Below are 21,644 nucleotides of genomic sequence, written 5' to 3' on the forward strand. Positions count from 1 at the left end.
CCATGTTCACGCCGCTGACAGCCGAAATTGATGCCGACTACGCCTCGCTGGCGCGCCAGGCCGCGAGCCTGCTGGAAGACGAACGCGACCTGACGGCCAACGCCGCGCAATTTTCCGCATTCATCTACCAGTCGCTGGCCGACCTCAACTGGGCCGGCTTTTATTGGGTCAAGCCGGCCAAAAAGGCAGGTGGCGAGGAATTGCTGGTCGGACCGTTCCAAGGCAAGGTCGCCTGCGCCCGGATTGCGTTCGGCAAAGGCGTGTGCGGCACCGCAGCCGCGGAGCGGCGCGCCATCCTGGTGCCGGACGTGCATGCGTTTGCCGGCCACATCGCCTGCGACGCCGCATCGAACTCGGAAATCGTGATCCCGGTGATAAAAGATGGACAGCTATACGGCGTGCTCGATATCGACAGCCCCACGCTGAATCGCTTCCGCCCTGAAGACCTGCAGGGGCTGGAGGCGCTGCTCGCGTTGTTCGTCGCGGCGACCGATTTCGCTTAAGTTCAGACCGTCTTGATGAACAGCGCAACCAGCTTGCGCGTCAAGCCGGTGTAGGGCGGATAGAACATCTTGGCCAGCATGATACGGTTGCGCACCACCGCCCGCTCATGCGAAAACGCCAGGAAACCGTGGTGGCCGTGGGCGCTGCCGATGCCGGAATTGTTGACGCCGCCGAACGGCAGGTTGCCGTGCAAAAACTGCACCACGCAATGGTTGATGCAGGCGCCGCCCGAGGTCGTCTGCTGCATCACCTTGGCGATGTTGGCCTGCTTGCGGCTCCACACATAGAGCGCCAGAGGTTTCGGTTCGGCATTGATGCGGGCTATCACCGTATCCAGCTGCGCATAGCCAATCACCGGCAACAGCGGCCCGAAGATTTCCTCGCCCATGATCTTGGCGTCGTCCGGGATCCCGTCCAGCAATGTCGGCGCGATATAGCGCTGCGCTTCGTCGACCACGCCGCCGGTGATGACCCGCGCGCCGCGCGCAGTGGCGTCATCCAGCAGGGTTTTCACGCGCGCGGTATGGCGCTGGTTGACGATGCGCGCCAGGCTGCTGCTCCCGGCCTGCTCGGCTCCTTTGCCATAGGCGCTCTCCAGCGCCGCCACGCAGTGCCCGAGGAAAGCGTCCTTGACGCTGGCGTGCACATAAATGTGATCGGGGGCGATGCAGGTCTGGCCATTGTTGGTGAACTTGGCCCACAGGATGTTTTGCGCTGCCGCTTGCAGGTCTGCCGTCTCGTCGACGATGGTGGGCGATTTGCCGCCCAGCTCCAGCGTGACGCTGGTCAGGTGCCTGGCGGCGGCCGCCATGACGATCTTGCCGACAGCCGGCGAGCCGGTGAAGAAAATATGGTCGAAAGGCAGCTCCAGCAATGCCTGGGCGACCGGCGCATCGCCCTCGAACAGCGCCACCTCGTCCTCGCTGAATACCGCGCGGATGATCTTGCCGATGACCGCTGATGCATGCGGCGTCATTTCCGACGGCTTGAGGATCACCGCATTGCCGGCAGCCAGCGCCGACACCAGCGGCCCCAGGCTCAGGTTCACCGGATAATTCCAGGGCGCCACGATCAGCACGCGTCCCTTGGGTTCGTATTGGGTATAAGCCGAGGTGCCGACCATCATGCGCGACGGCCAGACTTTCTTCGGTTTCATCCAGCGCCCCAGCTTGCGGATGGCGTCGTTGGCCTCGGCGATCACCGGCAGGATTTCACTCAGCTCCACTTCGGCGGCAGGCTTGCCGAAATCGGCAAAACCGGCGGCAATCACTTCATCCTTGTGCGCCAGCAGCGCGCTCTTCAGTTTCCTGATTTTCTGCAGGCGCTCGGCCTTGCCCGATTGGCGCAGGCGCAAAGCCGTTGTCCCCTGGGCATCGAATACGCGCCGGATCTCCTGCCGGACCTGGGCAAAATCGGCGCCGGCTGGCGTTGTCATTGTGTTCATGGCTGGCCTTTGACAAGAGCATTTGTATGCACCAATTAAAGCACATCGCCCGGCGCCGAGGACGGGCTTTTAATCGAGCGCTTCCTCGGCTTTGCCGATGCTTTTCCAGCCGGCTTGTTCAAGACGAACGGCCTATGCCAGGTCCAGGGTATTGGTCAGGTCGCCCAGCGGCGCCTGGCGGTTTTCCCGGAACGCCTGGTCGCGCGCCACCAATGCGTCCAGCTTGCGCAAGCCGTGCAGGCGGGTAATGAAACGCATGATGGAGGTGGTGTCGTACACGGTATGGTCGACAAACCCCTTTTTTGCATGCGGCGAAATGACGGTCGCAGGAATCCGCGAACCCGGTCCCCAGCGATCGCCCCTGGGCGGCGCCACATGGTCCCACCAGCCGCCGTTTTCATCATGGGTGACGATCACCACCATGTTCTGCCATTGCGGCCCGCGCTGCAGATGGGCGATGACGTTGGCGATGTGGCGGTCGCCCGATTCGACATCGGCATAACCCGCGTGCAGGTTCAGGTTGCCTTGCGGTTTATAAAAACTCACCGCAGGCAACCGGCCGGCATCGATCTCCGCCAGGAATTTGTTGGTGGCGGGATCGTCGCCCAGCCCGGCGTCTTTCAAATGGGTTTCGCGCAGCGCCGTGCCGGGAGCAAAACTCTTGAAGTAATTGAACGGCTGGTGATGGTACTGGAAATTCGGCACCGCATCGTCGTTCGCCTTGCCCTCCAGCGCGGCCTGCCAGGCGCCGGCATACCAGGCCCAGCTGACACCCTTTTCCGACAGGCGGTCGCCGATGGTGGCATAGGTTTGCGGCGGCAGCACCATCGGATCGCCGGCATCGGCGTAGGCCGCATCGCCGCCCTTGGCCGGCTTCACAAAACTGGGCTGGTACGGCGGCGCCATGGTGTTGACCGCGTAACCGTCCGGCGTGATGGCGCGGTCGCGCAGGAATTTGGGCGGGCCGTCGATGGCCGAGGCCGGATTCTTGTCGTCCAGCTTCAGGCGCGTTCCCTTCGGATCATCCCCTTCCACGGTGGCCACGTTGTGGCGCGCCGGACTATTGTGGACATCGGGATAGAAAGGCGTCTGCCCGGAAACCAGGAAGATATGGTTGAGGTAAGAACCGCCGAAAGCCGACATGAAAAAATTGTCGCACAAGGTGTATTGCTCGGCCAGCTTCCACAGGCGCAGCTTGCTGGCGGTTTCGCCGTAGTGGCCCATGGTCAGGGCGCCGGAATCGGCCCACGCCACGAACTGGTCGTTCTTGCCGCCGTTGATCTGCATCTGGTTCTGGTAAAACTTGTGCCACAGGTCGCGCGTGATCACACTTTGCGGCAACGGTTTGCCGTGCTGGTCGCTCAGCTTGAACGGCGCGTTGGGCAAGCCGCTGATCTGGTTTTCTGCAATCACGTAGCGCTGGCCGCCGACTTCCTGCGCCTGCGGCACCAGGCCGCCCCAGATCTTGGGCAGCTGCGCCAGCGGTGTCTTGCCGTCGCGGTCCAGCTGCGTGTAGCGGGCCTGCATCGCCTGTGACAAGGGTTTCTGCACGCCGGGGAAATTGCCGTACAGGTTATTGAAACTGCGGTTCTCGGCGTAGATCACCACTACATGCTTGACCGCCGATTGCAGCTTCTGGTCCAGCAGTTTTTCCTGCGCTGCATCGGCGACCTGCTGGCTGCCGTCGCTGGCGCAGTCCGACAACGCCAGGCTGGCGCCGACGGCAACCACGCTGCCGAGAAAGCGGCGGCGCGTGAAACCGACGGTCTCGTCTTCTTCTGTCACTTCCGGTTTTTGATCTTCGTTCATGGCTTCTTGATGTTGGTTCGCAGCGTGCCATGTTAGCAGCAGACCGTCATCTTTTGCCATGAAACTCTCAATCCGGGCGCGGCGTCCGCAGCGTGACGAACTCTTCGGCCGAAGTCGGGTGGATGCCGATCGTGTCGTCGAACACGCGCTTGGTGGCGCCGGCGCGCAAGGCGACGGCGATGCCCTGGATGATCTCACCGGCGTCCGGCCCCACCATGTGGCAGCCGAGCACCTGGTCGCTGTCGGCGTCGACGATCAGCTTCATCATGGTTTTTTCATGGTAGTCGCCCAGGCTCAGTTTCATCGGCCGGAATTTCGTCTCGAAGACTTTCAGCTTGTGGCCGGCGCCCTGCGCCTGCTCTTCCGTCAGTCCGACCGTGCCGATATTGGGCAGGCTGAACACCGCCGTCGGAATCAGCCGGTAATCTACCGGACGATATTCCTCGGGCCGGAACAGGCGCCGCGCGACGGCCATGCCTTCGGCCAGCGCCACCGGCGTCAGCTGCACCTTGCCGATGACGTCGCCCAGGGCCAGGATGCTGGGTTCCGAGCTGCGGTATTCCTGGTCGACCTTGATGAACCCTTTCGCGTCCAGCGCCACGTCGACATGCTCCAGGCCGAGGTTGTCCAGCATCGGCCGCCGTCCTGTGGCGTAGAACACGCAGTCGGTGTCAAGCACGCGGCCGTCTTTCAAGGTTGCCTGCAGGCTGCCGTCAGCCTGTTTGGCGATGCTGGCGATATCGGCCTTGAACTGCAGGTCGACGCCTTTCTTCTTGAACTCGTCATTCAGGTGCTGGCGCACGCCATGGTCGAAACCGCGCAAGAACAGGTCGCCCCGGTACAGCAAGCTGGTCTGCGCGCCCAGACCATGGAAAATCGACGCGAATTCGACGGCGATATAACCGCCGCCGACCACCAGCACGCGGCGCGGCAATTGCTTGAGGAAGAAGGCTTCGTTGGAGGTGGTGGCGAATTCCTTGCCGGGGATGTCCGGCACTTGCGGCCAGCTGCCGGTAGCGACCAGGATGTTGGCGGCGCTGATGCGCTGGCCGTTGATCTCGACCGTATGCTTGTCCAGCAGCCGGGCGTGGCCTTCATGCAAGGCGACGCCGCTGTTGAGCAGCAAGCCGCGGTAGACTTCGTTGAGCCGGTGGATCTCGCGGTTCTTGTTGGCGATCAGCGTGCTCCAGTCGAACTGCGGCTTGCCGGCAGTCCAGCCGAAACTGGAGGCTTGTTCAAAGTCCTCGCTGAAATGGGCGCCGTACACCAGGAATTTTTTCGGCACGCAGCCGACATTGACGCAGGTGCCGCCCAGGTAGCGGCTTTCCGCCACCGCCACACGGGCGCCGAAGCCGGCGGAAAAGCGCGCGGCGCGCACGCCGCCGGAACCGGCGCCGATTACAAACAGGTCGACATCAAAAGACATTGGCATTCTCCGCGGCCATGGGCAGGCCAAGACACTCGCCCGGAACGGCGAGCAATGCCAAATATTACGCCATCGACTACGCCATCGCTTGCTCGTAGGTGAAACTGGAAGGCTTCAGCGCGGTGATCACGATGTGCCGGGCGCCGTGCATTTCAACATCCTTGTTTTCATTCAGGAAAATGTCGCCTTTGAAATTCTCGGCGGTGATCCACAGCAAGCCGCTCAGGCACTTGATTCTTTCGCCCTGTTTCAAGGCTTTCTGGATCGAGATGGTCTGGTCTTCAGCCAGGTAGACAACGTCATGGGTATGTGCGCGGGTCAGCAGATGGCTGATGTTCTCTGATTTCATGGTTTGCCTCGGTATGTTGGCGTCAATCGCGTCAAACATTGACTGCCGGAATGTAAATTTATTATTATTTATTCCGACAGCGATAACAATCCAGGAAATCAGAACAACACTTGTGCCTGCCAGGCACAAATCAAATCAGTCGAGCAAGCTCTCATCCCAGGCGTACACGGTCTGCCGCTGTTCGCCCAGCCCATCGATGCCGAGCCGCACCACGTCGCCAGGCTTGAGATACAGCGGCGGTTTTTGCCCCATGCCGACGCCGGGCGGCGTGCCGGTGGAAATGATATCGCCCGGGTACAGGGTGGCGAACTGGCTGATGTAATGGACCAGGAAAGCGACATTGAAGATCATGGTCTTGGTGCTGCCGTCCTGGAAGCGCTTGCCGTTGACTTCCAGCCACATCGACAGGTTTTGCGGATCGGCCACTTCGTCGGCGGTGACCAGCCACGGCCCGACCGGACCGAAGGTGTCGCAGCCCTTGCCCTTGTCCCAGGTGCCGCTGCGTTCGATCTGGTACTCGCGCTCGGAGACATCGTTGATCACGCAATAGCCGGCGACATGCGACAGCGCCTGGTCCAGCGCGACATAACGCGCCTTGCTGCCGATCACCACACCCAGTTCGACTTCCCAGTCGGTCTTGACCGAATTTTTCGGCATCACGATGGCGTCGTCGGGACCGCTGATACAGCTGCTCCATTTATTGAACAGCACCGGCTCCGGCGGCACCGGCAAACCGGATTCGGCGGCGTGGTCGCTGTAGTTCAGGCCCACGCACATGAATTTCCCCACGCCCGTGAACGGCGTGCCGATGCGGCCTGGCGCGGCAATTTCCGGCAGGCTGGCCGGATCGAGTCCGCGCAGCTTTGCCAGCCCGGCGGGCGTCAGCTGCTGCGGCGTGATATCCGCGATCACGCCGGACAAATCGCGCAGCTTGCCGCCGGCATCCAGCATGGCGGGCTTTTCCTGGCCTTTGTGGCCTATTCGTAACAGCTTCATCTGTTGCTTCCTTTTTTAAAAAACGCCCTGCCTGGAAATACCCATGCGAAGCGGCAAGTTTTAGCTCAAAATACGCAAGCTGGCCCCGAGCCAGCCTCCTGCCAATCTTCTGGAAACATGTATGCCGAATCTTAATTTATTGCTGGGTTTTGCGCTGGTGGCTTTCGGCATGGTGCTCACGCCCGGACCCAATATGATCTACCTGATCTCGCGCTCGATCTGCCAAGGCCCCAAGGCCGGTTTCGTATCGCTGGCCGGCGTCGCCACCGGATTTGTGTTTTACATGCTGTGCGCGGCGTTCGGCATCACCGCCCTGCTGTTTGCCGTGCCGCTGGCCTACGACCTGCTGCGCTTCGGCGGCGCCGCCTATCTGCTGTACCTGGCCTGGCAAGCGGTAAAACCGGGCGGGCGCTCGCCGTTCGCGGTACGCGACCTGCCCGCCGACAGCAACCGCAAGCTGTTCCTGATGGGCTTGTTCACCAACCTGCTCAACCCCAAGGTCGCCTTGCTTTACCTGGCGCTGCTGCCGCAGTTCATCGATCCGAACGGCGCCAGCATCCTGGTGCAGTCGCTGGTGCTGGGCGTGATCCAGATCGTGGTCAGCATCACCGTCAATTCGATGGTGACGCTGGCGGCCGGTTCGATCGCCGGCGTGCTGGGCAGCCGGCCCAGCTGGCTGCTGATCCAGCGCTGGCTGATGGGTACGGTGCTGGCCGGCCTGGCGGTGCGGATTGCACTGCAGGCAAAAAAATAAGCGGGCCGCTCCGGTTATTGGCTAAGATGCAAGCTTGCAAGAGATTCGGAGCTGCCTGAATGCCGTATTTGCCGTTTGCCCTGGTTTCCACCGTCGTTCTGCTGCTGCATGTGGCCGGTGTCGTCGCCGCCATCCACGCCTTGATGCACACCCGCACGCCGCAAGGCGCGGTGGCCTGGGTATTCGGGCTGGTGCTGCTGCCCTACTTCACCCTGCTGCCTTACCTGTTCCTGGGCAGTAAGCGTTTCACCGGTTATGTTGAGCTGCATCACTCGCGCCAGGCCCGCTTGCGCCAGCTGGACGATCCGGCCCAGCTGACCCTGTCTGAACAGTACCCGCCGCATGCCGGCGCCCAGCGCTACCAGGCCATCAGCAAAATGCTGGGGGTGCCGTTCCTGAGCGGCCACCGCCTGCGCTTGCTGGTGAACGGCAGGGCCAGTTTCGATGCCATCTTCGAAGCCATCGCCGGCGCCGAACATTATGTGCTGGTGCAATTTTTCATCATCCACGACGACGAACTCGGGCGCCGGCTGCAAGCAGCGCTGCTAGAGCGCGCCGCCGCCGGGGTCCGCATCCACGTGCTGTATGACGGCGTCGGCAGCCACGACCTGCCCGCAACCTACGATGCGATCCTGCGCGCCGGCGGCGTCCAGATCCACCGCTTCGCCACCCGGCGCTGGCGCAACCGCTTCCAGCTCAACTTCCGCAACCATCGCAAGGTGGTCGTGGTCGATGGCTGGCGCGGTTTTGTCGGCGGCCTCAATGTCGGCGACGAATACCTTGGCCTCAAACCGCCGCTGGCGCCGTGGCGCGACACCCACATGGAGTTGCAGGGTCCGGCAGTAGCCGACCTGCAGCTGGCCTTCGACGAAAACTGGCACTGGATCAACGGCGAACCGCTTGCCTTGCTGCCGCCGCGCGCCGGCGACGGCCCGGCCACCAGCCTGATTGCCGCCACCGGTCCGGCCGACGCCCAGGAAACCTGTTCGCTGTTCTTCGTCCAGGCGATACACGCCGCCCGCCGCCGGCTGTGGCTGACCACGCCTTACCTGGTGCCGGACTCCGCCGTCAACGCCGCCCTGCAGCTGGCGGTGTTCCGCGGCGTCGACGTACGCATCCTGATCCCGGCCATCGCCGACCACCGCACCGTGTTCCTGGCATCGACCTTGTACGCGCACGAGTCGGTGCGCGCCGGCATCCGCGTGTTCCGCTACCAGCCCGGGTTCATCCACCAGAAAGTGCTGCTGATCGACGACGACACGGCGGCGGTCGGCAGCATGAACCTGGATAACCGTTCGCTGCGGCTCAACTTCGAGATCACCGCCTTGAATATCGATCCGGCATTCGCCGGCGAGGTCGAACAGATGCTGAAGACCGATTTTGAGCAGGCGCTTGAAATCGATGCAGCCGACTACGAGCGGCTGCATTACCTGTACCGGGTGCTGATCCATGTCGCCCGTTTGTTCAGCCCTGTATTGTAAAACCAACAAATTGTAGAGATGTGTCTACATATTTTTGCATAGCCCTATATTTGTAGTAACATATCTACATTACAAATCATTGTGGGCTGCCAAGATGACTATCACAACCCTCTCAAGCCGTCAGTTCAACCAGGATGCCAGCAAGGCAAAAAAGGCCGCAGAAGCCGGTCCGGTATTCATCACGGATCGCGGCCGGCCGGCGCACGTGCTGCTGACGTTCGATGAATACAAGAGAATCAGCGGCGGCAGGACCAAGATCGCGGATTTGCTGGCTATGCCTGGAATCGAAGCCATAGAACTTGAAATTCCTTGCCTGGACGACCTGGCACAGGCAGCGGATCTTTCCTGATGTATATCCTCGATACCAATGTCGTATCCGAGCTACGGAAAATCCGTCTCGGGAAAACCGATAAATGCGTTGCCGATTGGGCCGACAGCGTGGATGCGTCTGACTTGTACCTATCTGCGATCACTATCCAGGAACTGGAAATCGGCATATTGCTCGCGGAACGCCGCGACCCTTCGCAGGGCGCCATATTCCGGGCCTGGATGAGCAGCCATGTTCTGCCGGCCTTCTCAGGCCGCATCCTGGTCGTGGACACCGCTGTCGCCCTGCGCAGCGCGCGGTTGCATGTCCCGGACCCGCGGCCGGTTCGTGACGGGCTGATTGCTGCGACCGCCCTGGTTCACGGCATGACGGTCGTAACACGCAACGTCATTGACTTTCAGGCGACCGGCGCGGCAATTCTCAATCCATGGATCGACGTTCAATACTCTGACCTGCGTTAAAGACAAGTAAAATTTGTTTGAAAAAATTTACCTAAAACACTGTTTTTATATACAGTAATGGTATGCTATGGCCGTATTAAGCATTCAAACACATTGATTTCATGTCCTCGCCCATTCGTCGTATTGCGCACCTGGATATGGACGCTTTCTACGCGTCGGTGGAGCTGCTGCGCTACCCTGAACTACGCGGCCAGGCGGTAGTGATCGGCGGCGGCTCCAGGCATAAGCCGGAGCCCGGGAAAGACGGAAAGCTCCAGTATCACAAGCTGCGCGATTATGTCGGCCGCGGCGTCGTCACCACCTCCACCTACGAAGCGCGCGCCTTGGGCGTGTTTTCCGCGATGGGCATGATGAAAGCCGCCAAGCTGGCGCCGGATGCGATCCTGCTGCCGACCGATTTCGAGTCTTACCGCCATTGCTCGCGGCTGTTCAAGGCAGCGGTGGCCGAGATCGCTCCGCTGATAGAGGATCGCGGCATCGATGAAATCTATATCGACCTGAGCCAGCATCCGGACGACATCCGCGTGCTGGCGCAACGCATCAAGGATGCCGTACGCGAGGCAACCGGATTGTCGTGTTCAATCGGCATCGCTCCCAACAAGCTGCTGGCCAAGATCAGCTCGGAGCTGGAAAAGCCGAACGGCCTGACCGTGATTACCGAAGCCGATATCCCGTCGCGCATCTGGCCGCTGGCGGCAAGGAAAGTCAACGGCATCGGCCCCAAGGCAGCTGAAAAACTGAGCGCGCTCGGCATCAATACCATCGGCGAACTGGCGGCAACCGACCCCGCCGTGCTCCAGGATAATTTCGGCCGCACCTACAGCGAATGGCTGATGCGCACTTCCAACGGCCTGGACGACCGCCCCGTCGTCACCAGCTCCGAAACCAAATCAATCAGCCGCGAAACCACTTTCGAGCGAGACCTGCACGCCAAGCTCGACCGCGACACCCTCACGCCGATATTCACGGACCTGTGCGTGCGGCTGGCCGGCGACCTGCAAAGGAAAGGTTATGTCACCCGCACGGTGGGAATCAAATTGCGCTTCTCGGATTTTCGCATCGTCACCCGCGACCTTACGCTGTCCACCGCGACCGACGACGCAGGCGCGATCCGGCAGGCGGCGGGGGAATGCCTGCGCCGCGTTACCTTGGACAGGCGCCTCAGGTTGCTAGGCGTGCGGGCCAGCGCGCTTGCCAGGAAAGAGGAAGCCGCGAACGAACCGGCCGTCTTGCAAGGCGAGCTGTTCAGCAGTGAATAATGAACAGGCGATGAGGCCCTTGCTTCACTTGCCCGCAACCACCTCGATGCAATACAGGCCCCAGGGACAGAGAGCGAAGCGCTGGTCCAACGGTTTTTGCGCCTGTTCAGCGATACGGTCGGCATCGTAGATCGCGAAGACGGGCCCAAAACCGCCGATCCCCATCGGCTTGCCGTCGATATGCGTCGCCAGGATGTAGCCATATTTCCTGAGCTGGGCGAAACTCAGCTGCGGCATGTAGCCGTCCACCGAATGGAACACGATCTGCGTCTCCGGCGCCTTGCTGGCGCCCAGCATGTCCAGCACATCGGCCAGGCGCGGGCCGCGCAGCTGGTGCGGCTTGCTGTCGTATTCAAGGGTCGGGTTGATGGTCACTGCCGGCAGCTTTGCCAGCGCAGCCAGGTCGAAGGTGAACGCGCTGGCGAATTGCACGTTCTGCTTGTGCATCATCTGGTCAATCACCGGATCGACCGGCCCGCGGTTGCTGCGTTCGATGGCGCCGGTTATCGTCAGCACGGCTGGCGCTGTATTCTTTGCGGCGGCGATCGCGTAAGCTGGTGCTGCGGATATTCCCAAGGTGCCGGCAAGCGAAAGGCCGGCGGTCCACAGAAACTGGCGTTTTTTCATTCAAGGCTCCATGGCAAAGGCGTGCGGCCGATGTTACACGAAGTTACCATCCGATAATATCGCCGTTGTCAACCGAATATCCCCCACGGCGTTTATAAGACATCCCGCTGCAGATGCGGATTGTGAAACCCTATCAACGGAAGGAATAAATATGAAAAAGCTATTTGGTATCGCCGCTCTCCTCCTCGCATTGACTCCGTTCGCACAAGCCCAGAACTCCGGCGACCCGCTGGCCGGCCATCCTGATGCACGCAATGACCGCAAGGTTGAAACCACCAAGCAAGAGCCTGTCAAACATCACGGCAAGATGGTGAAGAAGCATCACCGTGTTGAGCACAAAAAATAATTTGTAGTAGAAGCACCGGCTCGCAGCATGCTTTGCTAAGCGAGCCGGTACTTGACTCTGATGATATTGGATTCACTCACTCCACTTTTTGCTCTCATTTTTTGAAATTCGACCGTATCTAGCTCCCGCAAGCACGCCATGATCGCTGCCCGCGCAAGCAGATCGCGCTTGAGCAGTTTTGCTTGCCAGCGATTTTTTTTGCGTTTGGCGGCGAGCAATATTCGGCCCGGGGCCTCATACGTCTGCTGACGGTTTGCGCTACAGGCGCTGACGGACTGCAGCAACATAACGCTGGATTGCGCCAGCCAAAATCTCTTTCTGTGGCGTCAAGCCAAGCAACGCGAGAGGGCCGGCCTTCTCGAGCATGCGCCGCCGCGGAGCATCGGCCAGCAGCGCATGCACTCGCTCGACGAGTTCGTTGTACGAGCAGCCCTCGACGGCGTCGCGCAGCACCGGTGGTATCTCGGAATGCGGGTAAAGCTCTGACACGACTGCTTTGCGGTTGCGCAACAGGATGGACAAGCGCGGCAATTCTGCAGTGCTTGTGTGATCTGCCTTGCGCATGTTTAAGGCGACCTTTGCACGCGGCAGCAAGGCATCGCGCTGCGCGGGCGTCCAGGCCTTTCCTATCGGATAGACAACCCGAAGCCCGTGCGACTCCAGCGCGCTCAGAACGGAGAGCCGACGGGGCATGGTTTCACCGAAGAAGATGACATCGATATCCTGCTGGTCATCGTTCAGTACTTGATCTTCGGACACGATGGGCGTCGCCTTCGGCTCGAAAGTCAGGGGTACGTAGTCAGACCTGAGTATCCCCAGAGCTTGGTGATGCTTCAGATTATCAAGGCTGTACTCCCAGACCCATGCGCGCTGGAGCAAGTGGCGATAACCGGGCATTTCTGCCAACAGTTCAGGCAGGCCAGGCTCAAAATTGACAACGATGGCGTTGAGCGGCAGCTCCGCATCGGAAGGCAAGCCAAGACCCATCGCGAAAAAGAAAAGGTTGATGTCGGCATTGTCTACGCTGGGCGCGGCTTCGATGCTGGTCGAGTACCCCAGCTGCTCGCACGCAATGCGAAAGCTCTCCATAACCTCCGTCACGTTCTCGTTGCCCAGCGTACAGAAGCGCAGATGCGGCCGGAACGGGAAGTCTTCCGGCCAGCCTGCCGGGCCTGTCGTGCTCACAGCCGCTCCTTCACCGAGGCAATGTCGCCAGGAATAACCGCTGCTGAGTTGAATCGTAATCTTTCCTCTATTCGACAGGGTTGCTCGACATCTGAACCTGACGACGATTTCCACTCGTTTGTATTTAATCCCACGACTTATCTCTCAATATTCTTTATGGGGAAACTATCAGCTTTCCAATATAGCATCGATGAATTATTTTCTATTTAATGATTTTTCAAACATTGCATTCAAGAATGCGTCAAATTGTGTATGCCTTGGTCGCCACCCGCCAAAACATAGTTAAATGCCACCTGCGATCCGCCTGACTGTGCAATCGAGGCAATCCGGTTGCTGCCCCCCATAATTCTTGAAATATTTCTTGCTCGGCGCATCGGGTCATTGTGTTGCAACCGGCCGCACCAGGTAACCCAGCCCCGCAGCCGCCAACAACAGCACGGTCGCCGTCCACAAGGCGATCCTGACGCCGCCGACCATACCGCCGCCAAAACCGTCGCTGACCAAAGCCCCGAACACCGCCACCCCAACCGCTCCGCCGACCTGCCTGGCGGTATTAAGCACTGCCGACGCCGTCCCCGCCCGGTTTTTTTCCACACTGGACAATATCGAGGTCGTCATGGCCGGCACCGCCAGCCCCATGCCGGCCGGGATCAGTATGAAACCTGGCAGCATCTGCAGGAAACTGGCATGGCTGGCGATGCCGATAGTGCCAAGCAAACCGTATCCCAGGGCGCCGATCAGGCCGCCGAGCACCATCGGCAATCGTATGCCGGCGCGCCCGATCAGCCAGCCGCTGGCCAGGTTGGAAAATATGAAGGTTCCGGTCAAAGGCAGGAACGCCAATCCCGCCTGCAGCGAGTTATAGCCCTGCACTTTCTGCAGGTAAAAGCTGATCACGAAAATCACGCCGTAGTAAGAAAAATTCACCAGCACGCCGAACAGGACGGCCGCAGTAAAACTGGTCTGGCGAAAGAAGTTCAGCGGCAGCATCGGATGCGGCACTTTCTTTTCCACCATGACGAAGGCGACGCCTGCGGCCAGGGCCACGCAGAATCCGGACAATACCAGCGGATGCTCCAGTCCTAGCGGATGCAGTTCGATCACCGCGCCAACCAGCCCGGTCAGCGCGACAATCGCCAGCACCTGTCCCAGGAAATCGAAGGGATGCACATGCAGCTTGCTTGCCATGGCCGGCACCACGCGCAAGGTCAGCAAAAAACCCAGGATGCAGATCGGGATATTTACCCAGAAGATGCTGCGCCATCCCGCGGTCGCCAGCAGCAGGCCGCCCAGCACCGGGCCGGCGGCAATCGAGACGCCGCCGGCCGCGGTCCAGAGTCCGATCGCCTTGGCGAGCAGTTTTTTATCGTGGGCGCAGGCACGGTTCAGGATCGCCAGCGAACTGGGCACCAGCAGCGCCGCGCCTATGCCCTGGATGGCGCGGGCGATGTTCAGGAAACCGGCGTTCGGCGCCAGCCCGCAGGCGATCGAAGCCAGGGCGAACAGCAGGAATCCGGCCAGGAACAAACGCTTGGAGCCGAATTTGTCGCCCAGGGCGCCGGCCGACAGCAGGAACACCGCAAAACCGAGGGTATAGGCGTCCACCACCCATTGCAAAGCCGAGACGCGCGCCCCCAGGTCAGCGCCGATCTGCGGCAGCGCCACGTTGACAATGGTGATATCGAGCTGGACGATGATAAAAGCGAAACTGCTGGCCGCGATGGTCCAGCCAGCGGCGGGCATGGCCGCTTTCGCAACAGGTGTGGCCGGTGCTTGCGCCAGTTGGTGAGATGTCATTGCAGCGGCTCCGTTGCCTGAATGGTCAAGGCTCGATTCTGGGCTTGTTGCGCCCGCTTGTCACACAACAACAGTACGGTTACCATCAAACTATGAACGATGAACCCGACCTCAGCCGGCTGGCCCGCACCATCGGCGACCCGACCCGCATCCAGATGCTGGCGCTGCTGATGGAAGGACGCGCCCTGACCGCCAAGGAATTGGCGTACGGCACGGAAATCAAGCCCGCCACCGCTACCGCGCACCTGCGCCAGCTGCTGGAAGACAAGCTGCTCGACATGACCACGCAAGGCCGCCACAAATATTTTCGGCTGGCCTCGCCGGAAGTGGCGCGCCTGATCGAATCCCTGATGGTGTTCGCCCCGAAGCGCAAGCGCATCGGCCTCGCAACCGGCAACGACGCCATCTGCACCGCCCGTTTCTGCTACGACCACCTGGCGGGAAAGCTGGGAACCAGGCTGACCGAGGTCCTGCTTGAACGCGGCTTGCTGCATGCCGACGACGGCACTTTTTCATTGTCCGAACAAGGCGAAACCTGGTTCGAAGACTTCGGCATCGATACCCGCCAGCTGCAGAAGAGCCGGCGCCAGTTCGCCTACCCCTGCCTCGACTGGAGCGAACGGCGCGACCACCTGGCCGGCGCCCTCGGCGCGACATTGGCGAAGCGCATGGTGGAACTGGGCTGGCTGACCAGGAGCAAGCATTCGCGCGTGGTCGGCATCACGCCGGAAGGCCGCGCCGCGCTGGCGGAACGGTTCGGGATCGCCCTGCACCACGAGTAGCCGGCCGGCATGGCTGGATACAGACCTGCAAAATAAAATGGACCGGGTAATCAGCCCGGTCCATTTTTTTAACGGTTATACAGCAGCCGGCGAATGCCTATTGCTGGCGCGCCGTCAGCACGCGGCGCGAGAAGACCCAGGCCACTGCGGCAAACACGATCAGCCCCAGCCATTGCGCAGTGTTTTCAAAGGAAGCGCCAACCAGCGCCAACGGCGAATCGTTGCCGGTAAAACCGATGATGGCCGCCAGCAGCACGCCCACCAGGCTTTCGCCGACGATCAGGCCGGACGCCAGCAGCACGCCACGCCGGTTTGGCGCTTCGGCGAACTGTTCATACGGCAGGCCCGCCTTCTGCGCACGCTTTTTCAGGATGCGTTCTATCGCCCAGGCCAGCAAGGTGCCCAGCACCAGGGTCGAAGCGACCGTCGGCGGCAGGTAAATGCCGATGCCTACCGCCAGCACCGGCAAACGCGCCACGCCGCCGCGGCGGCGCAGCACTTCGTCGATCGTCACCAGCACTACGCCCAGTCCGAGGCCGATCAGTATCATGTCCCAGTTCAGCTGATGGGTGAAAATCCCGGTCGCGATGGCGGTCATCAAGGTTGCCTGCGGCGCCGACAAGGCGTGCGTCACATCCATCTCGGCGCGCGGCATGGCGCCGGCGAAACCGTAGGCGTTATACAGCAGCTCCAGCACCGGCGGAATCACCACGGCGCCCACCACGCAGCCGATCAGCAGGGCCACCTGCTGGCGCCAAGGCGTGGCGCCGACCAGCCAGCCGGTTTTCAAATCCTGCAGGTTGTCGTTGGAAATGGTGGCCACCGCGATCACTGCCGAAGTGGTGAAGATCGCCAGCGCAATCCCAAGCTTGTTGCCGCTCTCGGTCGCCAGCAGGCCGTCGCCGCCGCCGACCAGCAGGATCAGCAGCGACACCAGCACCACGGCGACGATGCCGACGCCGGAAATCGGACTGGCGGAAGAACCGATCAGCCCTGCCATGTAGCCGCAGGCAGCGGCGATCAGGAAACCGAAGATCACGGCAAACAGGACGCTATAGGCAACCAGCCCCCACACCATGCCGGCCGACAAAGGCGCAGCGCTCAGGAAGCTGGCGAAAGTCGCTACTAGGATGGCCACCAGCGCCAGCGTGATGCCGATGATCCAGCTCGGCGCCAGGTCCTGCTCGGTGCGCGGGATGTTGATGCGTCCCTTACCGCCGCGCAGAGCCTGGAACGAAGTCTTGACGCCTTCCAGCATCGGCTTGAACAAGGTGATCAAGGTCCATACCGCGGCCACGCCGATGGTGCCGGCGCCGATGAAGCGCACATCCTTGCTCCACAGGCCGGTAGCATATTTGGCCAGCGTCACGCCGTCCGGGATGCTGTGCATCGAGGTCAGTACCGGCACGGCCACGCCCCAGGCGATCAGCAAGCCGATCAGCATGGCGATGCCGGCCACGATGCCGATCAGGTAGCCCGCGCCCAGCAAGGCCAGCGAAAAGCCGGCGGACAGGCGCACCACTGCCGGACCAGCCGCGAACCACAGGTTGATGCCTTCGCCCAGCACCCGGAAGCCGGATGAGAACAAGGTCACGGCAGCGGCGGTGAAACCGCCGGCCATGATGTCGACGATGCCGGTTTCGGTCCTTGTCCCGGCCTTGCCGGTGGCGCCGTCGAGTTCGACTTCGGCGCTGCCGACGCGCAGGATTTCAGCCGCCGCCACGCCTTCCGGATAAGGCAGGTCGCTTTGCACCACCATCGCATGCCGCAGCGGGATCGTGAACATCACGCCCAGCATGCCGCCGGCGGCGCAGATCGCCAGCGTCTGCCAGTACGGGAAACCCTGCCAGTAACCGATCATCACCAGACCAGGCAGGATGAAGATGATGGAAGACAGCGTGCCCGCGGCCGAAGCCTGGGTCTGGACCATATTGTTTTCAAGGATATTGGCGCTCTTGAACATGCGCAGCACGGCCATGGAAATCACGGCGGCCGGGATGGCGGAAGAAAAAGTCAGGCCGACTTTCAAGCCCAGGTACACGTTGGAGGCCGTGAACACGACCGTAATCAGGGCGCCAAGGATGATGCCTCGCAGCGTCAGCTCGGGCAGCGAAACATTGTCGGGAATGCGGCCAGCTCTATTCAACAAATCGGACATCGGAACTCCATCACCAAAATTGCAATCTGCCAATTATCCTCGAAACAGTTGCGCTCAATCAAAGAATTTCAGTTAGGTCTACAATGCCCAGGCGCGGTTCGTCACGTCAATTTGGCAGCAAGGAATCAAGGCATTGCCAATTCGACCATGCCGCCCCGATTTATCCATCAATAGGTTATCAACCCCAAGCTGGAAAGGTAGAACCCACCATGACAAGCCTGAACATCAACGGCAAGCAGCATGAGATCGACTTACCGGAAGACACCCCGCTGCTGTGGACCCTGCGTGACCATATCGGCATGACCGGCACCAAATTCGGCTGCGGCATGGCCCTGTGCGGAGCCTGCACCGTGCACCTGGACGGCGCCCCGATCCGCTCTTGCATCACGCCGATCAGCGCCGCCGCCGGCAAAAAAGTCACCACCATCGAAGCCATCGCCGACGACAAGGTCGGCCATGCCGTGCAGGAAGCATGGATCGCGCTGGGCGTGCCGCAATGCGGTTACTGCCAGGCCGGCCAGATCATGTCTGCCACCGCCTTGCTGAAAACCACGCCGAAGCCGACCGACAAGGAAATCGACGACGCCATGAGCGGCAATATCTGCCGCTGCGGCACCTATACCCGCATCCGCGCTGCAATCAAGCAGGTTGCTGCGCATGTCACCGATAACGGAGTCGCAAAATGAGCGCCGCTTTCGATTTCGCTAAAGATAGCGCTAACACCGAAGTCGCTTCCGTAAGCCGCCGCACCTGGCTCAAGGGAGTCGGCGCCTTTACCGGGCTGGCGCTGACGGTAGGCGTGAACGGACTGGTGATGGCAGCCGATGCCGCTGCGCCGGCAAAAAAATACGGCGGCGCCAACATGCCTGGCGGCACCGTCAACGATCCCCTGGTATTTGTCTCGATAGGCGCCGACGGCATCGTCACCATCATTGCCCACCGCTCCGAAATGGGCCAAGGCATCCGCACCAGCCTGCCGCTGGTGGTAGCCGATGAACTCGACGCCGACTGGGGCCGGGTGCGCGTGGTGCAAGCCAACGCCGACGAAAGCCGCTACGGCAACCAGAACACCGACGGCTCGCGCAGCATGCGCCATTTCTTCACGCCGATGCGCCAGGTCGGCGCCACTGCGCGCCTGATGCTGGTCTCGGCCGCCGCCGCGCGCTGGAACGTGCCGGCAACAGAAATCACCACCAAGAACCATGAAGTGCTGCACGCCAAGAGCAACCGCAAGCTCGGTTACGGCGAACTGGCGGTCGACGCCGCCAAGCTGCAGGTGCCGGCGCAAGCGCCGCTGAAAGATCCGTCGCAATTCCGTTACATCGGCAAGGATGCTTTCGGCAGCGTCGACTTCCGCAACATCGTCACCGGCAACACCCAGTACGGCATCGATACCCGCCTGGAAGGCATGCTGTATGCGGTGGTCGCGCGGCCGCCGGTATACGGCGGCAAAGTGGCCAGCTTCGATCCTGCCGAAGCCTTGAAAATCCCGGGCGTGGTGAAAGTCATCGAACTCAAGGGCAGCCCGCCGCCGGCCAAGTTCAATCCGCTCGGCGGCATCGCCGTGATAGCGCGCAACACCTGGGCCGCGATCAAGGGCCGCGAAGCATTGAAAATCACCTGGGACAACGGTCCGCACGCAGGTTATGACTCGACTGCGTTCAAGGCTACCCTGCAAGAAGCCGCGCGCAAGCCGGCCAAGGTGGTGCGCAACAACGGCGACACCATGGCCGTCCTGGGCCAGGCCGGCAAGCGCATCGAAGCCGAATACTATATCCCGCACCTGGCCCACGCCACCATGGAACCGCCGGCCGCCACCGCCCGCACCGCCAACGGCAAATGCGAAGTCTGGGCTTGCGTGCAGGACCCGCAAGCCACGCGCGATACCGTGGCCGGCCGCCTCGGCTGGAAGACCGACGACGTCAAAGTCAACGTCACCCTGCTGGGCGGCGGTTTCGGCCGCAAGTCCAAGCCTGACTTCGCGGCAGAAGCAGCGTTGCTGTCGCAAGCCATGGACGGCGCACCGGTGAAAGTGACCTGGACCCGTGAAGACGATTTGCGCCACGACTACTTCCATACCGTCTCGCTGGAACACCTGGAGAGTACGCTGGACGCCAAAGGCAAGCCGCAAGCCTGGCTGCACCGCACCGCGGCGCCGACCATCGCTTCGACCTTTGTCGCTGGCGCCAAAGGCGAACAGCCGGGCGAACTGGGCATGGGCGCGATCAATATCCCGTTCGTGATTCCCAACATCCGCATTGAAGCGCCGGAAGTCGAAGCGCATACGCGGATCGGCTGGTTCCGTTCGGTCTACAACATCCCGCACGCATTTGCGGTGCAGTCGTTCGTGGCGGAACTGGCGGCCGCGGCCAAGCGCGACCATCGGGAATTCCTGCTGGAGCTGATCGGCCCGGCGCGCCAGGTCAATCCGCAAGAGATGTCCGACACCACCAACTACGGTGAATCGCCGGTCTTGTATCCGCTCGATACCGGCCGCATGCGGGCGGTGGTGGAGCTGGCGACCAAGGAAGCCGGCTGGGGCCGCAAGGTGCCCAAGGGCCATGGCCTGGGCCTGGCCGTCGCCTACAGCTTCATGTCTTATGTGGCGGCGGTGATCGAGGTGGTGGTCGCGGACGACGGCACGATCAGCATTCCGCGCGTCGACATGGCGATCGATTGCGGTCCCCAGGTCACGCCGGACCGGATCCGCTCGCAAGTCGAGGGCGCCTGCATCATGGGCCTGAGCCTGGCGCTGACCGGGGAAATCACCTTCAAGAACGGCAGCGCGGAGCAAGGCAACTTCCATGAATACGAAGTGCTGCGCGCGTTCAGCGCTCCGCGCAATTTGCGGGTCCACATGGTGCCGCACAAGTACGATATGCCGCTGGGCGGCGTCGGCGAACCAGGCACGCCGCCTATCGCCCCTGCCTTGTGCAACGCCATTTTCGCGGCTACCGGCAAACGCATCCGCAACCTGCCGATCCGCGACCAGGCGAAAAAGAGCTGACCGCGGCAGTCATCCGCTGCGGTGAATGTACATAGCGGTACATAACGGCCATGCGACTTGTCGTGCATGGCCGTTATTGTTGTCAGCGATAGATCTTGACGAGACCTTCGTGCAGCGCAGGAAACAGGCTGCGGTTGAAATTATTCCAGCGCAGTTCCAGGATCGTGTCTTCCTTGTCGATTTCGGTTTTCAGCACGTCGTGGATCACTTCGCCCGAATCGATGCCGTTATCCACGTAATGGAAGGAGGCGCCGGTCATGTAGAGCGGCTTCACGGGCACCGTTTCCATGGTTTGCCAGTCGACCACCTTCTTGCCGCGCGCGCCGTGCAGCGCGTCTAGCGTCGCATAAGCGCCGCGCCGCTCATACGGCGAATCCGCACGCGTAACGCCGGGATGGATGTTGACGATCTTGCGCTCGAAGCGGCTGCCTGGCCGCACCAGCTCGTCCAGGATGATCAGCAAACCGTCCAATACGACGATATCGGCCTGCAGCTCGACCAGCGTGTCGAGCAGCTTCTTTTCGAACGCGCTTTTGCCTGCCGGCCGTTCCGGCGCATTCATCCCAAGCCGCCGGTACGCCGACGGAATCGCCAGCAGCAGGTCGTTCACAGGGCGCCCCTGCACGTTCAGCCCTGGCGGATAAAACCAGCGCTTGCCGGCTTCGCAAGAGAACCCATACTCCTTCAGTTTTTCGCGATCGACGGCCGAATCCGCATCGTCGTCGTAGATGACTTTTTCGAGAGAATACATGTCGCCCAGCGCAGTATCGTTGAGCGCCTCGACCAGATATTCGAGCACCGATTTCATGTAGCGCGCGCCATCCTTGTACGCGACGTCCTGCCCTGCCTTGTCAGCCGCGGCGTTTCTCAGGGACCAGATATAAACGAGTTTTTTCTTTGGCATAAATGTCTTATCCATTCAGACAAATTG

The 21,644-nt window shown here is 61.3% G+C and carries 20 protein-coding genes; 10 read left to right on the top strand and 10 right to left on the bottom strand.

The window, feature by feature from the left end:
• Nucleotides 1-2 precede the first annotated feature (2 nt).
• Nucleotides 3-503, top strand: coding sequence for a GAF domain-containing protein (locus tag V8G57_RS12420; RefSeq protein ID WP_342829651.1), 501 nt, complete (start codon nucleotides 3-5; stop codon nucleotides 501-503).
• Nucleotides 504-505: 2 nt separating this feature from the next.
• Here the strand turns inward: V8G57_RS12420 and V8G57_RS12425 are convergent, their stop codons facing one another.
• The 5 genes from V8G57_RS12425 to V8G57_RS12445 form a co-directional block, all read right to left on the bottom strand.
• Nucleotides 506-1,948 carry an aldehyde dehydrogenase family protein gene (locus V8G57_RS12425; RefSeq protein ID WP_342829652.1) on the bottom strand — a complete coding sequence of 481 codons (1,443 nt, stop codon included), beginning with the start codon at nucleotides 1,946-1,948 and terminating at the stop codon, nucleotides 506-508.
• 132 nt (nucleotides 1,949-2,080) lie between these two features.
• A complete protein-coding gene (locus tag V8G57_RS12430; protein WP_342829653.1) occupies nucleotides 2,081-3,757 on the bottom strand; it encodes an acid phosphatase in 1,677 nt (558 codons plus the stop codon).
• 67 nt (nucleotides 3,758-3,824) lie between these two features.
• The gene (gene gorA, locus V8G57_RS12435) at nucleotides 3,825-5,183 is read right to left on the bottom strand and encodes a glutathione-disulfide reductase (protein WP_342829654.1); all 1,359 of its coding nucleotides are present in this window, start codon (nucleotides 5,181-5,183) and stop codon (nucleotides 3,825-3,827) included.
• Between the two features lie 76 nt (nucleotides 5,184-5,259).
• Nucleotides 5,260-5,532, bottom strand: coding sequence for a DUF2917 domain-containing protein (locus V8G57_RS12440; protein ID WP_342829655.1), 273 nt, complete (start codon nucleotides 5,530-5,532; stop codon nucleotides 5,260-5,262).
• 135 nt (nucleotides 5,533-5,667) lie between these two features.
• Complete coding sequence (locus tag V8G57_RS12445) at nucleotides 5,668-6,528, bottom strand: fumarylacetoacetate hydrolase family protein (protein ID WP_342829656.1); 861 nt, start codon at nucleotides 6,526-6,528, stop codon at nucleotides 5,668-5,670.
• 121 nt (nucleotides 6,529-6,649) lie between these two features.
• On the opposite strand from V8G57_RS12445, the gene V8G57_RS12450 reads away from it, so the two are divergent.
• The 5 genes from V8G57_RS12450 (at nucleotide 6,650) to dinB (ending at nucleotide 10,811) form a co-directional block, all read left to right on the top strand.
• Nucleotides 6,650-7,282, top strand: a complete 633-nt coding sequence (locus V8G57_RS12450) for a LysE family translocator (protein WP_061540312.1) — start codon at nucleotides 6,650-6,652, stop codon at nucleotides 7,280-7,282.
• A gap of 59 nt (nucleotides 7,283-7,341) precedes the next feature.
• Nucleotides 7,342-8,763, top strand: a complete 1,422-nt coding sequence (cls, locus tag V8G57_RS12455) for a cardiolipin synthase (RefSeq protein WP_342829657.1) — start codon at nucleotides 7,342-7,344, stop codon at nucleotides 8,761-8,763.
• Nucleotides 8,764-8,857: 94 nt separating this feature from the next.
• Entirely contained in the window at nucleotides 8,858-9,112 is a 255-nt protein-coding gene (locus V8G57_RS12460) for a type II toxin-antitoxin system prevent-host-death family antitoxin (RefSeq protein ID WP_342829658.1), read from the top strand.
• Nucleotides 9,109-9,552, top strand: a complete 444-nt coding sequence (locus V8G57_RS12465; RefSeq protein ID WP_342829701.1) for a type II toxin-antitoxin system VapC family toxin — start codon at nucleotides 9,109-9,111, stop codon at nucleotides 9,550-9,552. The genes V8G57_RS12460 and V8G57_RS12465 overlap by 4 nt, the downstream gene beginning before the upstream one ends.
• Before the next feature lie 101 nt (nucleotides 9,553-9,653).
• Nucleotides 9,654-10,811, top strand: a complete 1,158-nt coding sequence (dinB, locus tag V8G57_RS12470; protein WP_342829659.1) for a DNA polymerase IV — start codon at nucleotides 9,654-9,656, stop codon at nucleotides 10,809-10,811.
• 24 nt (nucleotides 10,812-10,835) lie between these two features.
• On the opposite strand, the gene V8G57_RS12475 is transcribed toward dinB, so the two are convergent.
• Nucleotides 10,836-11,438, bottom strand: coding sequence for a putative pterin-binding protein (locus tag V8G57_RS12475; RefSeq protein ID WP_342829660.1), 603 nt, complete (start codon nucleotides 11,436-11,438; stop codon nucleotides 10,836-10,838).
• 151 nt (nucleotides 11,439-11,589) lie between these two features.
• On the opposite strand from V8G57_RS12475, the gene V8G57_RS12480 reads away from it, so the two are divergent.
• The gene (locus tag V8G57_RS12480; RefSeq protein WP_139220079.1) at nucleotides 11,590-11,784 is read left to right on the top strand and encodes a hypothetical protein; all 195 of its coding nucleotides are present in this window, start codon (nucleotides 11,590-11,592) and stop codon (nucleotides 11,782-11,784) included.
• Between the two features lie 258 nt (nucleotides 11,785-12,042).
• On the opposite strand, the gene V8G57_RS12485 is transcribed toward V8G57_RS12480, so the two are convergent.
• Together V8G57_RS12485 and V8G57_RS12490 are read right to left on the bottom strand one after the other, a co-directional pair.
• Nucleotides 12,043-12,969: a CgeB family protein gene (locus V8G57_RS12485; RefSeq protein ID WP_342829661.1), complete on the bottom strand. Its 927-nt coding sequence runs from the start codon at nucleotides 12,967-12,969 to the stop codon at nucleotides 12,043-12,045.
• Nucleotides 12,970-13,347: 378 nt separating this feature from the next.
• Complete coding sequence (locus V8G57_RS12490) at nucleotides 13,348-14,766, bottom strand: MFS transporter (protein WP_425458273.1); 1,419 nt, start codon at nucleotides 14,764-14,766, stop codon at nucleotides 13,348-13,350.
• A 92-nt stretch (nucleotides 14,767-14,858) separates the two neighbouring features.
• Between V8G57_RS12490 and V8G57_RS12495 the strand changes: the two genes are divergently transcribed.
• Nucleotides 14,859-15,548, top strand: coding sequence for an ArsR/SmtB family transcription factor (locus V8G57_RS12495; protein ID WP_342829662.1), 690 nt, complete (start codon nucleotides 14,859-14,861; stop codon nucleotides 15,546-15,548).
• Between the two features lie 97 nt (nucleotides 15,549-15,645).
• On the opposite strand, the gene V8G57_RS12500 is transcribed toward V8G57_RS12495, so the two are convergent.
• Complete coding sequence (locus V8G57_RS12500; RefSeq protein WP_342829663.1) at nucleotides 15,646-17,706, bottom strand: OPT family oligopeptide transporter; 2,061 nt, start codon at nucleotides 17,704-17,706, stop codon at nucleotides 15,646-15,648.
• A gap of 209 nt (nucleotides 17,707-17,915) precedes the next feature.
• On the opposite strand from V8G57_RS12500, the gene V8G57_RS12505 reads away from it, so the two are divergent.
• Nucleotides 17,916-18,392: a 2Fe-2S iron-sulfur cluster-binding protein gene (locus V8G57_RS12505; protein WP_144737369.1), complete on the top strand. Its 477-nt coding sequence runs from the start codon at nucleotides 17,916-17,918 to the stop codon at nucleotides 18,390-18,392.
• On the top strand, nucleotides 18,389-20,713 hold the full coding sequence (locus V8G57_RS12510; protein ID WP_342829664.1) for a xanthine dehydrogenase family protein molybdopterin-binding subunit: 2,325 nt from the start codon (nucleotides 18,389-18,391) through the stop codon (nucleotides 20,711-20,713). The genes V8G57_RS12505 and V8G57_RS12510 overlap by 4 nt, the downstream gene beginning before the upstream one ends.
• 82 nt (nucleotides 20,714-20,795) lie before the next feature.
• Here the strand turns inward: V8G57_RS12510 and V8G57_RS12515 are convergent, their stop codons facing one another.
• Nucleotides 20,796-21,617, bottom strand: coding sequence for a formyltransferase family protein (locus V8G57_RS12515; RefSeq protein WP_092399347.1), 822 nt, complete (start codon nucleotides 21,615-21,617; stop codon nucleotides 20,796-20,798).
• Nucleotides 21,618-21,644: the final 27 nt, after the last annotated feature.

Source organism: Collimonas rhizosphaerae (genome assembly GCF_038896935.1).
Taxonomy (GTDB): domain Bacteria; phylum Pseudomonadota; class Gammaproteobacteria; order Burkholderiales; family Burkholderiaceae_D; genus Collimonas; species Collimonas rhizosphaerae.

Bases quoted from the DNA above. Each gene is read 5' to 3' on its own strand.
- V8G57_RS12420 (WP_342829651.1), top strand. From the start codon at position 3: ATGTTCACGCCGCTGACAGCCGAAATTGATGCCGACTACGCCTCGCTG.
- V8G57_RS12425 (WP_342829652.1), bottom strand. From the start codon at position 1,948: ATGAACACAATGACAACGCCAGCCGGCGCCGATTTTGCCCAGGTCCGG.
- V8G57_RS12430 (WP_342829653.1), bottom strand. From the start codon at position 3,757: ATGAACGAAGATCAAAAACCGGAAGTGACAGAAGAAGACGAGACCGTC.
- gorA (WP_342829654.1), bottom strand. From the start codon at position 5,183: ATGTCTTTTGATGTCGACCTGTTTGTAATCGGCGCCGGTTCCGGCGGC.
- V8G57_RS12440 (WP_342829655.1), bottom strand. From the start codon at position 5,532: ATGAAATCAGAGAACATCAGCCATCTGCTGACCCGCGCACATACCCAT.
- V8G57_RS12445 (WP_342829656.1), bottom strand. From the start codon at position 6,528: ATGAAGCTGTTACGAATAGGCCACAAAGGCCAGGAAAAGCCCGCCATG.
- V8G57_RS12450 (WP_061540312.1), top strand. From the start codon at position 6,650: ATGCCGAATCTTAATTTATTGCTGGGTTTTGCGCTGGTGGCTTTCGGC.
- cls (WP_342829657.1), top strand. From the start codon at position 7,342: ATGCCGTATTTGCCGTTTGCCCTGGTTTCCACCGTCGTTCTGCTGCTG.
- V8G57_RS12460 (WP_342829658.1), top strand. From the start codon at position 8,858: ATGACTATCACAACCCTCTCAAGCCGTCAGTTCAACCAGGATGCCAGC.
- dinB (WP_342829659.1), top strand. From the start codon at position 9,654: ATGTCCTCGCCCATTCGTCGTATTGCGCACCTGGATATGGACGCTTTC.
- V8G57_RS12475 (WP_342829660.1), bottom strand. From the start codon at position 11,438: ATGAAAAAACGCCAGTTTCTGTGGACCGCCGGCCTTTCGCTTGCCGGC.
- V8G57_RS12480 (WP_139220079.1), top strand. From the start codon at position 11,590: ATGAAAAAGCTATTTGGTATCGCCGCTCTCCTCCTCGCATTGACTCCG.
- V8G57_RS12490 (WP_425458273.1), bottom strand. From the start codon at position 14,766: ATGACATCTCACCAACTGGCGCAAGCACCGGCCACACCTGTTGCGAAA.
- V8G57_RS12495 (WP_342829662.1), top strand. From the start codon at position 14,859: ATGAACGATGAACCCGACCTCAGCCGGCTGGCCCGCACCATCGGCGAC.
- V8G57_RS12500 (WP_342829663.1), bottom strand. From the start codon at position 17,706: ATGTCCGATTTGTTGAATAGAGCTGGCCGCATTCCCGACAATGTTTCG.
- V8G57_RS12505 (WP_144737369.1), top strand. From the start codon at position 17,916: ATGACAAGCCTGAACATCAACGGCAAGCAGCATGAGATCGACTTACCG.
- V8G57_RS12510 (WP_342829664.1), top strand. From the start codon at position 18,389: ATGAGCGCCGCTTTCGATTTCGCTAAAGATAGCGCTAACACCGAAGTC.
- V8G57_RS12515 (WP_092399347.1), bottom strand. From the start codon at position 21,617: ATGCCAAAGAAAAAACTCGTTTATATCTGGTCCCTGAGAAACGCCGCG.